This is a genomic window from Bradyrhizobium sp. (assembly GCF_004799405.1).
Lineage (GTDB): Bacteria > Pseudomonadota > Alphaproteobacteria > Rhizobiales > Xanthobacteraceae > Bradyrhizobium.
The window spans coordinates 1-14,375 of record NZ_SSMW01000147.1; the positions used below are offsets into that span (position 1 = coordinate 1).

Consider the following 14,375-nt stretch of genomic DNA (forward strand, 5'->3'; position numbering starts at 1 on the left):
CCGGCCGCCAAGTCGCCAAAATCCTGCGGGGAGCGAAGCCCGGCGATCTGCCCATCGAGCAGGCCGACAAGTTCACACTCATCTTAAACCTGAAAACGGCGAAGCAACTTGGCATCACGGTGCCGTCAGCGCTACTGGCGCAAGCCGACGAGGTGATCGAATAACATACTTTTTTTGCCGCGCGAAGTGACGCAATTGGCACTTTTCGGACATGGCCGCTTTGCCGGACGATGTCCGAGTTGGGCACGAAACGGAAGTGGAGCCTGCATTGCAGCCGCTCAGCGAGCGTACTGTCCTAAAGAAGCGCCACTGGTAAGTAGAGGTTATTTTGAAAATGCGTCACTCAACATTATTGCGTCGCGCTCTTTATCGGTACAGTATGAGCTGCACCCGGTTCTGTTGACACCCGCTTAAGCTAATCCCGCCTGCCGTTCGAACTCCATAGGGCTTAAATATCCAATCGTCGAGTGCCGACGTTTCGGATTGTAGAAGCGCTCGATGTAGTCGAACACGTCAGCCTTCGCCTCGTTCCGTGACCGGTATATCTTGCGCGCAGTCCGCTCGGTCTTCAATGACGAGAAGAAGCTCTCCATCGCGGCGTTGTCCCAGACGTTGCCGGACCGGCTCATCGAGCAGACCACGCCGTGATCGGCCATCAGCCGCTGGAACTGTTCACTGGTATATTGGCTGCCGCGATCGGAGTGATGCAGCAGCGCGTCGGGCTTGCCCCGTCGCCAAATGGCCATCACCAGGGCATCGGTGACGAACTGCGCCGTCATCGCTGTACTCATCGACCAGCCGACCACGCGCCGCGAGAACAGATCGACGACAGCCGCTACATAGAGCCAGCCTTCCGCGGTCCAGACATAGGTGAAGTCGGCGATCCATTTGCGATTGGGAGCGGCTGCTTCGAAGCTGCGGTCGAGCACGTTAGCAGCGACGGCGGCGGCCTGCCGCTCACCCATATCCGGCGGCAGACGCCGCCGTCTCGGACGCGCTCTCAGGGCCTGTAGCCGCATCCGATCCGATGCAGCCCGCACGATATCCCTTCGGCGAGCAGATCGTGCCACACCCGCCTGGCGCCATAGGTCCGGTCGCTCGCCAGGAAACTGGCACGAACCTTCGCGCCAAGCTCTTCTTCGCTCCGGCTGCGCCGACTGCGCGGTCGTGTCAGCCAAGCATAGAACCCACCCCGCGAGACACCGAGCGCCTCGCACAACCAATCCGCCGGCCAGATCCCCCGGTGCTTCGCAACAAAACCGAACTTCACGTCGATTCCTTCGCGAAGTAAGCCGCGGCTTTTTTTAAGATATCTCGTTCGGCCTTCAGCTTGACAACTTCGCGCTTGAGCTGCGCGATCTCCAACTGCTCCGGCTTCATCTGACCGTGGCCGGGGAATGCATGTTGCGGATCGTCCGCAAGCTGCTTCACCCAACTGCGCAACTGCGTCGGATGAATACCAAGGTCTTCCGCGGCCTTCGCATACGACACGCCACGTTCCCTAATCAGGCGAACCGCCTCAAGCTTGAACTCTCGCGTAAACTGACGTCTCTCCATGACTCACCTCCTGCTCCATAAAACACCTAACTCGGTGTCTTCGGAACCGGGTGCAGCTCACAGGGCCCATGTTAAAATTACGGTAACGATCAGGCCAAATGCCATATTTACGGTGGCCGGAATGTAAGGATTTTCTAGTGCCTTGCCGAGCTGCGCGTTAGTCGCGATCTGGGCCGTCAGAACGGCGCCAAGGAGAATCGCGAAGGGTGCGAGAAGCCAATTCATAAACACTCCATCCATAGCCACCGGGATCGATATTATCTTGCCGGCATCCCGCTCGAGAGTCGAAGGCTTTCTTGGCTAATGACCGCTTAGAACCCCGGGAGCGAACATTCCAAATCCCTCACTATGCAAATACATTTACCCTTCCTAGCCCGTTGAAAAAGGTTAGCATAAATGGCGCGTACGACCATGGACACCCAACATGGAGTTCTCAGAACTACACCTACGAGCTAACCGTAAGGGGACTGCACACCTAGCCTGGAGTGGCATCGCTGCATGTGAACCAGAACTTTCGTCTGCCGCGCTGGCACGGATCGACGCAGCTTTTCCTCACCCATCAAGGAACATGGTTTGGCTCCATCGTCAGATGTTCCCGCAAGGGTGTAACCGGAAGATCGGCACGTGCTTGGCAGATACCGCACTGCGCACTCTGGCGGCGGGTCCCGTACGGGTGGTAGCTGCTCGACTTTGTTTCCAATAAGGTTGTATCTTAGCGCGCGTTTGGCGGTGTCCCACCAGTTTCGTAGGCAGTTATCAAAATGTCGTTGGGTGACAGCGAAGCAAACCGGCCACCAACTGTTCTCCCGACGAAAAATGAAATGGCTGGCCTTATCGCGAGCAAAGATTGGTCAACGACGGCGTTAGGCGACACGAATAGCTGGTCTTCCAGCCTTAAGCTCATCGTCGGAATCATGACGGCCTCGGGCTTTCCGATGGCGGTGCGCTGGGGACCCGAATTCATCCTGATTTACAATGACGGATATCGGTCCATTTTGGCGGACAAGCACCCCTGGGCACTCGGGCTGCCATTTCGCGTTGTATGGCCGGAGGTGGTTTCAGAATTGATGCCGCTGCAGGAAGCAATTCTCGCTGGCAAAAGCCCTGGCGTTTATTCCGAAGATCGGCCTCTGACCATTCGTCGTCGCGGCATGAGTTGGGAGACGGCGCATTTTACCGTCAGTTACAGTCCGGTACCCGATCCTACATCATCAACAGGGATAGGTGGCGTGCTCGTCACGGCCGTGGAAACAAGCGACCGCCTGAGAATCGAAAAAGCACTGGAATTCAAAACCCACGAACTGTTCGAGGCCAATCAGCGGTTGCAGGATGGGCAAGCCCTTTACCGATCCGCCCTTGCTGCTGGCCGAATGGGCACGTGGGAAACCGATTTGGTCGCCAAGACCAGACTCTGGACACCGGAAGGCATGGCGTTATTCGGAATCAACCTTCCGGGTGGCCGCGGGCATGTGGGAGGCGCCCAAGACGAATATTGGTCCGCGTTACACCCCGACGACCGCCATTTGATGCAAGATTTCCACGAGCTTGCAGACAACCAGGATTCATTTACTTCTGAGTACAGGGTGGTTTGGCCTGACGGCACAACTCTCTGGCTCAGGGGCCACGGCCGAGTTGTCGCTCGTACGCCGGATGGGAAAGCTCACCGCCTGGTCAGCATTGTAGCCGACGTCACCGAACGCAAAGCGGCCGAGGACCATGCTCAATTCCTGATGCATGAGCTATCACACCGCTCGAAGAATTTGCTTGCCGTGATCCAGTCGATTTCTCGCCGAACGGCTCGCACGACCACGACGATGGAAGATTTCGAAAGTCGGTTCGGACGACGTCTGCAGGGCCTCGCCGCGTCCCACGATGCGTTAGTTCGTAACAGTTGGCAAGGAGCCTCCCTAGCAGATCTGATGCGACAACAGCTTCTTCCCTTCACGGACATTCAAAACTCGCGAGTCGAACTTGCCGGACCCGACATTGTCGTTACAGCGGAAGCCACCCAGGCGATAGGACTTGCAATTCACGAACTTGCGACAAATGCAATCAAGTACGGCGCGCTTTCGGTGCCAGCAGGAAAGGTCAAGATATCCTGGACGTTCGACAGTGAATCGCTCGCATCGCGCGGATTGTTGTTGAAATGGGTCGAGCAAGGCGGTCCGCGGGTAGTCCCACCTTCCCGCAATGGATTTGGCCACCTCGTGATCGGCGAAATGATTGAACGCTCCCTAAATGCAAAGGTCACTCTGGAATTTCTGCACCACGGACTGGAATGGAGCGCATCCATACCAGCGACTAATCTTGTGATCGAGGCGCAGACTTAGCGGGACTTCAATCTAACGCATAATTACTCGATTTTGCGCGCTGACTTACGCCGGACCAGGCTCCCGCCAAACGGGGCCATTCCATAACCGCCCATTATGCGAATTGGCTAAAGCGCCCCAACCTCGAACTGTATAACTTTGCGACCAAAACCTTATCCGTGAGGCCCGCTTCTCATCCTTGCCGACAGCAAGCGAATCTTTGGACGACTGCCTATTAAAGACCCTGCGTTCGTATGCCTGTTCTAGTGGTGGAAGTTTTTCGCTCGTGGTGGGCTGTTGTCACCGCTCCAAGGGGTACGGCCTTAGGCAACCAGCAAAGCCTTCAATGCTAACCGGCAACTGATAAGGTTTGGCCGTTTTGCTTATCAGTCGCTGGACTGACCCCATTTGGCCGGCGGGACTATCGCTGGCGCGGTGTTGCAATAGGTAATGCCGGGGACCGCGTGGACTCCAGAACTATATACTGTTGCAGCACGCCGGTACGTTCCGCCACCTGCGACGATCGCTGTCCCACGTGCCATACGTCCTGCCCGCCATATTTGTCGAAAGATGCAGACGACGAATAGCTTGCAGCCCTTCAGGGCCGCTTTTTTACTAGCGGCGATGGCCGAGGCGAATGCCAAGTGTAAGCGCTTTTTGTCGTAGTGATCCTTCGGAGCGCTTCGTCAATTTTGTGATCTTGACAACCGGCGTCTTCGCCTTTGAATGTGCCCGCAGCTCTTTAACGTCAGCTTTGGTGTATTCTCGCCGCACGATCTTCTTTGCCTGCCTAGCCACTTACCGCTCCTTGGTTGGTGAGGCGCCGCTTTTGGAAATCACCTGACTACAAAGCAACACCCAGTTATCCTTTGCCATTAGCTGGCTCCTCCCACGAGGACTACGCCGCAAGGCAGCGAATGCGTAATTCTCGCGGAGTATATCAGCTAGCTCAGCCTTCCGCGAAAGCCTTCTCGATCACAAAATGGCCTGGCTCGCCATGATTGCCCTCAGCGAACCCATTGCCGATCAGCAAAGCCTTGGTGTCCCGCAGCAGCGCAGGACTGCCGCAGATCATGACGCGATCATGCTCCGGTTCGAGTGGAGCAAGGCCCGCATCGCGAAACAGCTTGCCTGAGGTTATCAGGTCCGTGATCCGGCCGCGGTTGCGGAACGGGTCGCGCGTCACGGTCGGATAATAGATCAACTGGTTGCGCACGACTTCGCCAATCAATTCGTCGTTCGGCAGCTTTTCGGTGATCATCTCGCCGTAAGCGAGTTCGGCGACACGGCGGCAGCCGTGCAGCAGCACCACTTTTTCGAAGCGCTCATAAGTTTCGGGATCTTTGATCACACTCAGGAAAGGCGCGAGCCCGGTACCAGTGCCGACCAGATACAGATTTCGTCCGTCCCTGAGATTGTCGATCACCAGCGTACCGGTCGCCTTCCGGCTGACGATGATCTCATCACCCTCCTCGAGATGCTGTAGACGCGAGGTCAACGGCCCGTCAGGTACCTTGATGGAAAAGAATTCAAGCCGGTCCTCGTAATTGGCGCTAGCGACACTGTAGGCGCGAAGCAGCGGCTTTTCGCCGACCTTAAGGCCGATCATCGTGAATTCGCCGTTGCGAAAACGGAACGAAGGATCGCGGGTGGTGGTGAAACTGAACAAGGTATCTGTCCAATGATGGACGCTGAGAACGCTTTCCTGATTGAAATTGCTCATCTCGTCGCTTTTGCTCCGGGGGTCAATTGTCGCGATCAACTCATTATATATTCGTTTGTATACAAATGAATAATCCAGCTTGATCCCGGCGTCAAGGCGCGCGCAAGATACCGTCCGGAACCGGGAAGGCGTTGAACCAAAGGGATAAATCCATGGCCCACGACGAACCTCAGGCGGCCGGTCCGACCAAGCTGCTGATCCGCAATATCGGCCTGCTGCTGAGCGGGGACATGGAGAAACCGATCCTCGATGCCGATACAATTCTGGCGGAGAACGGCAAGATCACCGGAATCGGGCGCGCCAGGGACATAGATTCCGAAGGGGCCACCACTATCATCGACGCCAACGGCACCACGGTCGCGCCCGGTTTGATCGACAGCCATGTTCACCCCGTCGCCGGCGACTGGACGCCGCGGCAAAACCAAATCAACTGGATCGACAGTTACCTGCACGGCGGCGTGACCACCATGATCTCAGCGGGCGAGGTCCATATGCCGGGCCGCCCCCGCGACGTCGTCGGCCTGAAGGCGATGGCGATCTTTGCGCAACGTTCGTTCTGGACGCTCCGCCCTGGTGGCGTGAAGGTGCATGCCGGTGCGCCCGTGATTGAAAACGAAATGGTCGAGGAAGATTTCAAGGAGCTGGCCGCAGCCGGCGTCAAGCTGCTCGGCGAGGTTGGTCTCGGTGGCGTCAAGGATGGACCCACCGCGCGCAAGATGGTGGGGTGGGCGCGCAAATACGGGATCCAGAGCACGATCCACACCGGCGGCCCCTCAATTCCCGGTTCCGGCCTGATCGACAAGGACGTGGTGTTGGAAGCCGATACCGACGTGGTCGGTCACATCAACGGCGGCCATACGGCCCTTCCCGACGATCAAATCCGCTGCATTTGTGAGGGCTGCAAGCGCGGGCTTGAACTCGTACACAACGGCAATGAACGCTCGGCGCTTTACACCTTACGAATTGCGCGCGAGATGGGTGACCTCAGCCGCGTGATCCTCGGCACCGACGCACCGGCCGGTTCGGGTGTCCAGCCGCTCGGTATCCTGCGCATGGTCTCGCTGCTGTCGTCGCTCGGCGAACTGCCTGCCGAAATCGCGTTCTGTCTTGCGACCGGCAACACGGCGCGCATGCGCGCTCTGGATTGCGGCATTATCGAGGTCGGGCGTTCGGCCGACTTCGTGATCATGGACAGGGCCCAGCACTCTCCCGGAAAGAACATCCTCCACAGCGTACAGCTCGGCGATCTCCCCGGGATCGGCATGACTGTTATTGACGGCATCGTACGCACCCAGCGTAGCCGGAACACGCCGCCGGCGACCCGTGTGCCGGAGATCATCAAGCATTAGATTTTCTGATCAGCGCAGCTTGCTCAGCAGCATCACCAATGTCTCGCGCTCCCTGGCGTCGAGCGGCGCGAGCGTCTCTTTGGTGATCTCGATCGCATTGGGCGCCGCCTTCTCGGCCATCTGCTGGCCAGCGCGCGTCAGGCTGACGAGCAGACGGCGGCCGTCTTCGGGGTCCGCACTGGTTTCCGTCAGGCCGCGCGCGGTCAGCCGGTCGATCACGCCTTTGATGGTCGCGACGTCCATTGCCGTCAGCCTGCCGAGTTGATTCTGCGAACAAGGTCCGGTCTCGGTGAGCTTGGCAAGCGCCGCCCACTGCGTCGGCGTGAGATTGATGCCGATCTCGCGCGCAAAGATCGTGGCGTGGCGTTGCCAGACCTGGCGCAGGATGAAGCCGATCTGTTCCTCAAGAACATAATATGGCCGCGCAGGCTTGACGCTCCGTTTCGGCGAGACGCCCCTGGTCATGTTGTTTCCCCGCCCCTCATGATTGCCAGCGCTTACAAAGCCAGATGCGCGTCGCGGATGTCCGGACGAGCGTCAAGCTCGCCCATGGTGCCGCTGAAACAAATGCGGCCGCGCTCGATGATGTAGGCACGGTCGGAGATCAATCTCGCGAAATGCAGGTTTTGCTCGGAAACCACGATGCTGACGCCCTCTTTCTTCATGGTCAGAATCGCCTCGACCATCTGCTCTACGATCTTTGGCGACAATCCCTCCGACGGCTCGTCGAGCAGCACCAGTGACGGATTACCCATCAGGGTCCGCGCAATCGTCAACATTTGTTGCTCGCCGCCGCTCATCCGCCCGCCCGGGCGGCCACGCATCGTGGCCAGATTCGGAAACAGCGCGAACAGCTTCTCTCTGGTCCAGTGCGGTGCGTTCGGCCGCACCGGCTGGCGCCCGACTTCCAGATTTTCGTCGACCGTCAAGTCCGTGAAGATCCGCCTTTCTTCCGGCACATAGCCAAGCCCGCCACGCACGATCGCATGGGTCGGTTCACCTGAGACATCCTTGCCTTCGAACAGGATGCGGCCGGTGCGTTGTGCGACAAGGCCAACGATTGAGCGAAAGGTGGTGGATTTTCCGGCGCCGTTACGTCCCAACAGGGAAACCACCTCGCCGTCGCTGACCTCAAGCGCGATATCGAAAAGGATGTGCGCGGGGCCATAATGGCTGTTGAGGTCTTGTACCGAGAGCTTCACGCTAACGCCCCTTCGCGGTAACGGGCGTCGTAGACCAGCCCTTCGCCGAGATAGACGGCGCGGACCTGCGGGTTACGGCGGACCTCTTCAGGTAAGCCTTCGGCGATCAACGTACCGCGATCAAGCACCAAGATGCGGTCGGCGTGTTCGAACACCACGTCCATGTCGTGCTCCGTGAAGAGAACGCCGATCGATTGCGCCCGCGCGATCTGCACGGTGAGATGCATCAGTTCAATGCGCTCACGTGGCGCCATGCCTGCGGTGGGTTCATCCATCAGCAGCAGCTTCGGTTGATTGGCAAGTGCGATGGCGAGTTCCAGCCGTTTGAGATCGCCATAGGCGAGTTCGCCGCAAGGGCGATCCGCATAACCGCTCATCCCGACCAGTTCGAGCAGACGCCCAGCCTCGGCCTGTGCGAATTTCGGCGTCGAGGACCAGAGATTGAACAACTGCCTGCCGTATGACACCAGCGCGACCTGTACGTTCTCGCGCACTGTCATGGTCGGGAATGTCGCCGTTATCTGGAACGTACGGCCGACCCCTAACCTCCAGATCGCACGCGGTTTCTTCCCAGCCGTGTCCTGGCCAAGCAGATTGATCCGTCCGCTGTCAGGAACGATCTGGCCATTGAGCATGTCAAAGCATGTGCTCTTGCCGGCGCCATTGGGACCAATCAGGGCGAGGATTTCACCGGCTTTCAACGCGAACGACACGCCGCGTACGGCATGGACTCCGCCATAGGATTTGCTCAGGCCTTCGACCGACAGCAGTGTTTGCGCGATACTCATTCGGCGGTGTCGATTTGCGATGCGAGGAGTGCCGGCGCTTCCGGCCGGCGGCGGTTCCCGATCGTCTCCAGTATGCCGGCGATGCCTTTCGGAAGAACGACCACGATCAGCACGATAAAGCCGCCAAGCACCAACTTGGAAAGGTCAGTCTGGCTCACCAGCCAGATACTCAACATCTTGTAGACGATAGCGCCGACGACGACGCCGGACACCGTCTCGACGCCGCCGAGCAGCACCATGACAAGCGCATCGACGGAGAGCGAGATACCCAGGCTGTCGGGAAAGATGCTGCCCTTCAGATATGCAAACAGCGCGCCGGCCACCCCAGCAACCGTGCCGGCAATCACAAAGGCCGTCCACTGGATGCGCTTGCCGTCGATGCCAATGGCTTCGCCGCGCAGCGGCGAGTCGCGCGTCGCCCGGAGTGCAAAACCGAATGGCGAGAACACGGTGATCCGGAGCGCGACGACCGCGAGCGCAGCCGCGCCGATCGAAAGCCAGTAGAAATGCGAAGGGGAGGCCGCCCACTGCTCGGGCCATACGCCGAGAATTCCATTATCGCCGCCGGTCACCGCGACCCATTGGAACGCAACCGACCACACGATCTGCGCGAAAGCCAATGTTAGCATCGCAAAATAAACGCCGGACAGTTGAACCGAGAAAAATCCAAACACCCCCGCCCCCAGGAGGCCGAGCAGCGGTCCGAGCAGGAGAGAAACAATCATTGGCAAGCCGGCCATCTTGGCGAGAAACGCGACGCCGTAAGCCCCGAGCCCGAAATAGGCCGCATGGCCGAACGAAGCGAGGCCGCCGACCGACATCATGAAATGCAGGCTCGCGGCAAAGATCACGAAGATCGCGATTTCCGAACCGACCGCCAGCGCATAATTCCCCCCGATAAGGGGTAACGCCGCTGCCAGAACCAACGCCGCCATCGCCCCGAGCCGCTCATTTAGCATCAAGGGCCGCCAGGGATTTACGGTAAGTCCGGGTGTTCGGCGGGCTGGAGCCTCCTGCTTTCCAAACAGGCCCCAGGGCCGAATGATCAGTACGGCAGCCATCACCAGGAAAACAAGGATGATGGATATCTTCGGAAAGACCAAAATGCCGAATGCGTTCAATTCGGAAACCAGCACGGCCGCCACAAACGCGCCGATGATGCTGCCGAGGCCGCCTATCACGATCACCACGAATACGTCGACGATAATCCGCAAATCCATGGCATGATGCACGGCATCGCGGGGGATCTGAAGTGCACCGCCAAGTGCCGCCAGGAAAACCCCGACCGCGAACACGCTGGTGAACAACCATTTCTGATTGACGCCAAGCGCCGCTACCATGTCGCGGTCCTGCGTCGCGGCACGGACCAAAACGCCCCACCGCGTTCGCTGGAACAGTAACCACAGAATTCCGAGCACGAGCGGCCCGAGCACGATGAGGAACAGGTCGTAGGTTGGAACATTCTGGCCGAAAAAATCGACCGCTCCCCAGAAGCCGGGAGCGCGGCGCCCTAAAAGGTCGCTCGGCCCCCAAATCAAGACCACGAGGTCCTCAACCATCAGGGTCAGCCCGAACGTTGCCAGCAGTTGAAACAGCTCAGGTGCATGATAGATCCGCCTAAGCAGAACCATTTCGACCAATACGCCAAGCGCAGCCACGATCAGCGCCGCGAAAACAATACCTCCCCAGAAGCCGATCGCCCCGGAAAATTGCTCGGTCAGCGTGAACGCGATGTAAGCACCGAGCATGTAGAATGCACCATGGGCGAAATTGACGATCCGCGTCACGCCGAAGATGATCGACAGGCCCGACGCCACCAGAAACAGCGAAGCCGCACTGGCAAGACCGGTCAGGAACTGAACGAAATAGAAAGCCATTGACCGTCCGCGCTAAATGAAACTGCGGGCGCTCACGCGCCCGCAGCCTGAGGTATTACTCCTTCGGACGCAGCTTCGCGACTTCGTCATCGCTCGGCAGATAGTCGGAGCCCTTTTTATAGGCCGTATCCACCATGATGCCCTTGCCATCCTTGAGCGCGGTCTTGCCGATATACGCACCGAGCGTCGACTGGTGATCGATCTTGCGGAATACGATCTCGCCAAACGGTGACGGCACCGACAAACCCTCCGCCGCCGCGATCAACTTCTCCGGATCGTCGGATTTGGCTTTGGCAAGAATGGCCGCCGCCGATTTGATGGTCTGGTAGCCAACGATCGAGCCAAGCCGCGGATAGTCGTTGTACTTGGCCTGATAAGCCTTGAGGAACGCGTCGTGCTCGGGCGTCTTGATGCTGTACCAGGGATACCCTGTGACGATCCAGCCTTCGGGCGTTTCTTCCTTCAGCGGATCGAGATATTCCGGCTCCCCGGTGAGGAAGCTGACCACCGCGCGATCCTTGAACAGGCCGCGGGTATTGCCTTCGCGCACCAGCTTCACAAGGTCAGCGCCGAAGGTGACGTTGAGAATGGCTTCCGGATTGGCGGCAGCAACCGCCTGCACCACCGGACCGGCGTCGATCTTGCCCTGCGGCGGCCATTGTTCATCAACCCACTGGATATCCGGACGCTTTTCCGACATCAGCTTCTTGAATATGGCTACGGCGGACTGGCCGTATTCATAGTTCGGCGCGATTGTCGCCCAGCGCTTGGCCGGCAGCTTCGCCGCCTGTTCCACCAGCATCGCCGCCTGCATGTAGTTGGAAGGCCGCAGGCGGAAAGTGTAGCGATTGCCCTTTGCCCAGGTAATGGCATCGGTCAGCGGCTCGGCCGCGAGGAAGAAAACCTTCTTCTGGTTGGCGAAATCGCTGACGGCCAGACCGATATTGGACAGGAACGTGCCGGTCAGCATCACCACGTTCTCGCTCGACACCAGTTCGTTGGCAGCGGTCTGCGCGTCGGCGGGCTTGCCGCCGTCATCCTTGGAAACCACTACGAGTTTCTTGCCGTTGACGCCGCCCGCAGCGTTGATTTCCTCGACCGCGAGCTGCCAACCCTTGCGATAGGGCTCGGTGAATGCCGGCAATAACGAGTAGCTGTTGATTTCGCCAATCTTGATTTCGTCCGCCGCCATGGCGGACTGCGCCAAGCCCGCGACGATGATCGCCAATCCTGCGCTCAATAAATATCTGCTCCGTCGCATTCCTTACCTCCATTGTTCAAAAAATTATCTTAGACCGTCCTCGCCTTTGACTTCCGCAATTGTCAGGCCGCCGACGCGCGGCAGCGGCCTGCCGCTATCGGTGACCGCGACCGCAACCATGATCTCGTTGGCGCGCGGCGCATCATTGATCTGCACTTCCATGCCGTCGAAATGACTACGCACGAATGCCGCATCCTTGTGGCCGAGCGGAATATCGAGTGTCGTACCCGGCCCGCTACGCTTCTTCGACGACGGAATGAGCGCGGCGCCTTTGCCCAGCACCCTGCGCACCGGCGTACCCATTTTGGGATGCAAGATTGCGGCTGCGTGTTCAAGTTCGCCATTTTCGCCGACCGCCGCGGCCTTACCGTAGCTCTGGACCTTTGTACCGTCGATTCCTAACGCGGCGACCGCTCTTTTTGAGAGCAATTCGCCCAGTTCCTCGCCAATAGCGATCAGAGGCAAAAGATCTTCAATATATTTTCCGGCAAATGGATTCTCGATCACGGCAATCGCCGCCGCACGCCGTGTCGGCGGTGAAATTTTCTGACCCATCTCCAGATGGGTTTCTTCTACAACCGTGACGATCTTGCGAATGATCGCGCTCATCGTTTTCTGCCCTGTGCTTGGTCAAACATGTACCGCGCTTTCTATTCTAGCCTTATAGACTGAGCGCGATCCGCGCGCTTTGATTGGTCTTGAAGCCACCAACATCGTCTCGCCGTACAACCGCAATGCGGCGCCCTCGATCAATCCCGCAGCAAGCAGCTGACGGGCGCAACCGGCTCCCGCTTCGAGCGCAACGGCGATCTCGCCATCTGACAATTCTCCGACGTCACACGTGACAAGGCGCGCGCCGAGATCGCTGTCGGGCTGCAGGTCATGAGCCGAGCAGCGAATAATGGCGGAGTGGCCCGGCAAATCGACGGCATTGGCGACAATAGTGGCGGCGGCATCAGCCTGCGACGCGGTTTGCGCTAAGACGGTCACGGCGTCCGCGATACCGAGCGAGAAACTGCGTCCGTGGCGTCCGCTGGTCGCAACGCCTCGTGTCGGATCGACGGCATCGATGATCATCGTTCGCATCAGGCCACAGGAGTCGGGCCGGTCCATCAGACCAACCGTAAAGTACTCTCCATCCGCCAAATGCAGAGCGATATCGCCGCCATTGTTGACGTAAGCGCGCTCAAGTCGGGCCTCGTGTACCATTGCACCGAGAATCTCTTCGGCAACTGAACCCGCCACCGCCGCCATCGGCGTGATGAAGTGTCGCGAAGCAAACGGCGTCACCGCCGCATGCATGCGGCGTGCGACCGTACCCTGCAGCAAACATCGCGCCGGATCGGCTGCCTGACGCAGCAGCGGCAACTCATCACAGAGTTCGTCAAGCAAACCGGTGAACCGCCGCACCGCGGCATCGTAAGCCGCGCGAATGCTTATCCCGCTACCGCGAGCCTCCGCGATCAGGTCGATCGGACCGTCCTGCAAGTGGAGCCGCCTGCCGTCTGCGAGAAAGCCGACTTGCGGGGACCGTGTCATGCGCCCTGCCCTCGAGGAGACTGCAGCGAAGGCTTTTGGAGAATTTCGGTGCTATCCTTCAAGGACGCCAGGGGACGAACGTGATCCATGTGACCGCCAAGCGCCGCATAATCCGAAAGCCGTAGGGTAAACTCGATCGGCGCGACCAGCGCGGGCGTCGGGACGTAACCGAAGGCGCCGGCCGGCAATCGCGTCACATCCACCATGAAGGTAATGCCGCCACCCGGCCAGACATAGACCGGCGCGCCGCCGCTCGTGACCCGCGTCAGAGCTTCCTTTACCGATCGCGTCAGGCGCACCGGATTATCGGTGACACCCGAACGCAGCGACCCGCCCGCCCCACCCATGAAAAGCACGGTGCACAGCGCCGGTTCGCAATTCTCCTGAATCCGCTCCACCGAAAGCTTCAGATCGGCCGGCATCGGTTTCTCCAGCGGCTTCAGCGTTTCGTCGAGTTCATAATAAGCCGCATGTTCACCCGTTGTGCTGACCATCAGCAGGGTCGTGCCCGGACGCGCCGTCTTCGGATCGAATGGACCGAGCACGGACAACGGATCGGAGATCATGGTTCCGCCCCAACCGGTGCCGGGCTCCGCGACCTGGAAATAGCGGCCTGGCGTCGAACGCCGTCCCTTCATCTTAATTCCGGTATCGGGAATATCGAGCAGCTTGCCAGCCTGATGTTCGGATAGCACACCGGTGATGTGGTCATCCACCACGACGACTTCATCGACCTTGCCGTGCCATTGCTTGGCAAACATGCCGATCGT

12 protein-coding genes and 2 pseudogenes are annotated in these 14,375 nt (G+C 59.1%); 3 read left to right on the forward strand and 11 right to left on the reverse strand.

The window, feature by feature from the left end; translation table 11 throughout:
• Positions 1–164 (forward strand): ABC transporter substrate binding protein (locus tag E7813_RS23275; RefSeq protein ID WP_291577643.1); only part of this gene is annotated, 164 nt, incomplete at its 5' end.
• A gap of 246 nt (positions 165–410) precedes the next feature.
• On the opposite strand, the pseudogene E7813_RS23280 reads toward E7813_RS23275, so the two are convergent.
• Both E7813_RS23280 and E7813_RS23285 read right to left on the reverse strand, forming a co-directional pair.
• Positions 411–1,557 (reverse strand): annotated as a pseudogene (locus tag E7813_RS23280) (IS3 family transposase).
• 57 nt (positions 1,558–1,614) lie between these two features.
• Positions 1,615–1,782, reverse strand: a complete 168-nt coding sequence (locus E7813_RS23285) for a DMT family transporter (protein WP_291577632.1) — start codon at positions 1,780–1,782, stop codon at positions 1,615–1,617.
• 596 nt (positions 1,783–2,378) lie between these two features.
• On the opposite strand from E7813_RS23285, the gene E7813_RS23290 reads away from it, so the two are divergent.
• Positions 2,379–3,887 (forward strand): HWE histidine kinase domain-containing protein, encoded by a 1,509-nt coding sequence (locus tag E7813_RS23290; RefSeq protein WP_291577633.1) that lies wholly within the window; start codon positions 2,379–2,381, stop codon positions 3,885–3,887.
• 928 nt (positions 3,888–4,815) lie between these two features.
• Here the strand turns inward: E7813_RS23290 and E7813_RS23295 are convergent.
• On the reverse strand, positions 4,816–5,589 hold the full coding sequence (locus E7813_RS23295; RefSeq protein ID WP_291577634.1) for a ferredoxin--NADP reductase: 774 nt from the start codon (positions 5,587–5,589) through the stop codon (positions 4,816–4,818).
• A 152-nt stretch (positions 5,590–5,741) separates the two neighbouring features.
• Between E7813_RS23295 and E7813_RS23300 the strand changes: the two genes are divergently transcribed.
• On the forward strand, positions 5,742–6,938 hold the full coding sequence (locus E7813_RS23300) for an amidohydrolase family protein (protein ID WP_291577635.1): 1,197 nt from the start codon (positions 5,742–5,744) through the stop codon (positions 6,936–6,938).
• A gap of 9 nt (positions 6,939–6,947) precedes the next feature.
• Here E7813_RS23300 and E7813_RS23305 read toward each other — a convergent pair whose 3' ends face one another.
• The 8 genes and pseudogenes from E7813_RS23305 to E7813_RS23340 all read right to left on the reverse strand — a co-directional run.
• Positions 6,948–7,403 carry a MarR family transcriptional regulator gene (locus E7813_RS23305; RefSeq protein WP_291577636.1) on the reverse strand — a complete coding sequence of 152 codons (456 nt, stop codon included), beginning with the start codon at positions 7,401–7,403 and terminating at the stop codon, positions 6,948–6,950.
• Between the two features lie 32 nt (positions 7,404–7,435).
• On the reverse strand, positions 7,436–8,140 hold the full coding sequence (locus E7813_RS23310) for an ABC transporter ATP-binding protein (protein WP_291577637.1): 705 nt from the start codon (positions 8,138–8,140) through the stop codon (positions 7,436–7,438).
• Entirely contained in the window at positions 8,137–8,928 is a 792-nt protein-coding gene (locus E7813_RS23315) for an ABC transporter ATP-binding protein (protein ID WP_291577638.1), read from the reverse strand. Before E7813_RS23315 ends, E7813_RS23310 begins: the two co-directional genes overlap by 4 nt.
• Complete coding sequence (locus E7813_RS23320; protein ID WP_291577639.1) at positions 8,925–10,805, reverse strand: ABC transporter permease; 1,881 nt, start codon at positions 10,803–10,805, stop codon at positions 8,925–8,927. Before E7813_RS23320 ends, E7813_RS23315 begins: the two co-directional genes overlap by 4 nt.
• A gap of 55 nt (positions 10,806–10,860) precedes the next feature.
• Positions 10,861–12,066 carry an ABC transporter substrate-binding protein gene (locus E7813_RS23325; protein ID WP_291577640.1) on the reverse strand — a complete coding sequence of 402 codons (1,206 nt, stop codon included), beginning with the start codon at positions 12,064–12,066 and terminating at the stop codon, positions 10,861–10,863.
• A 24-nt stretch (positions 12,067–12,090) separates the two neighbouring features.
• Positions 12,091–12,675: an amino acid synthesis family protein gene (locus tag E7813_RS23330; protein WP_291577641.1), complete on the reverse strand. Its 585-nt coding sequence runs from the start codon at positions 12,673–12,675 to the stop codon at positions 12,091–12,093.
• A 21-nt stretch (positions 12,676–12,696) separates the two neighbouring features.
• Positions 12,697–13,605 carry a UPF0280 family protein gene (locus E7813_RS23335; RefSeq protein ID WP_291577642.1) on the reverse strand — a complete coding sequence of 303 codons (909 nt, stop codon included), beginning with the start codon at positions 13,603–13,605 and terminating at the stop codon, positions 12,697–12,699.
• Positions 13,602–14,375, reverse strand: a pseudogene (locus E7813_RS23340) (6-hydroxynicotinate reductase); the annotation flags it as partial. The gene E7813_RS23335 and the pseudogene E7813_RS23340, both read right to left, overlap by 4 nt.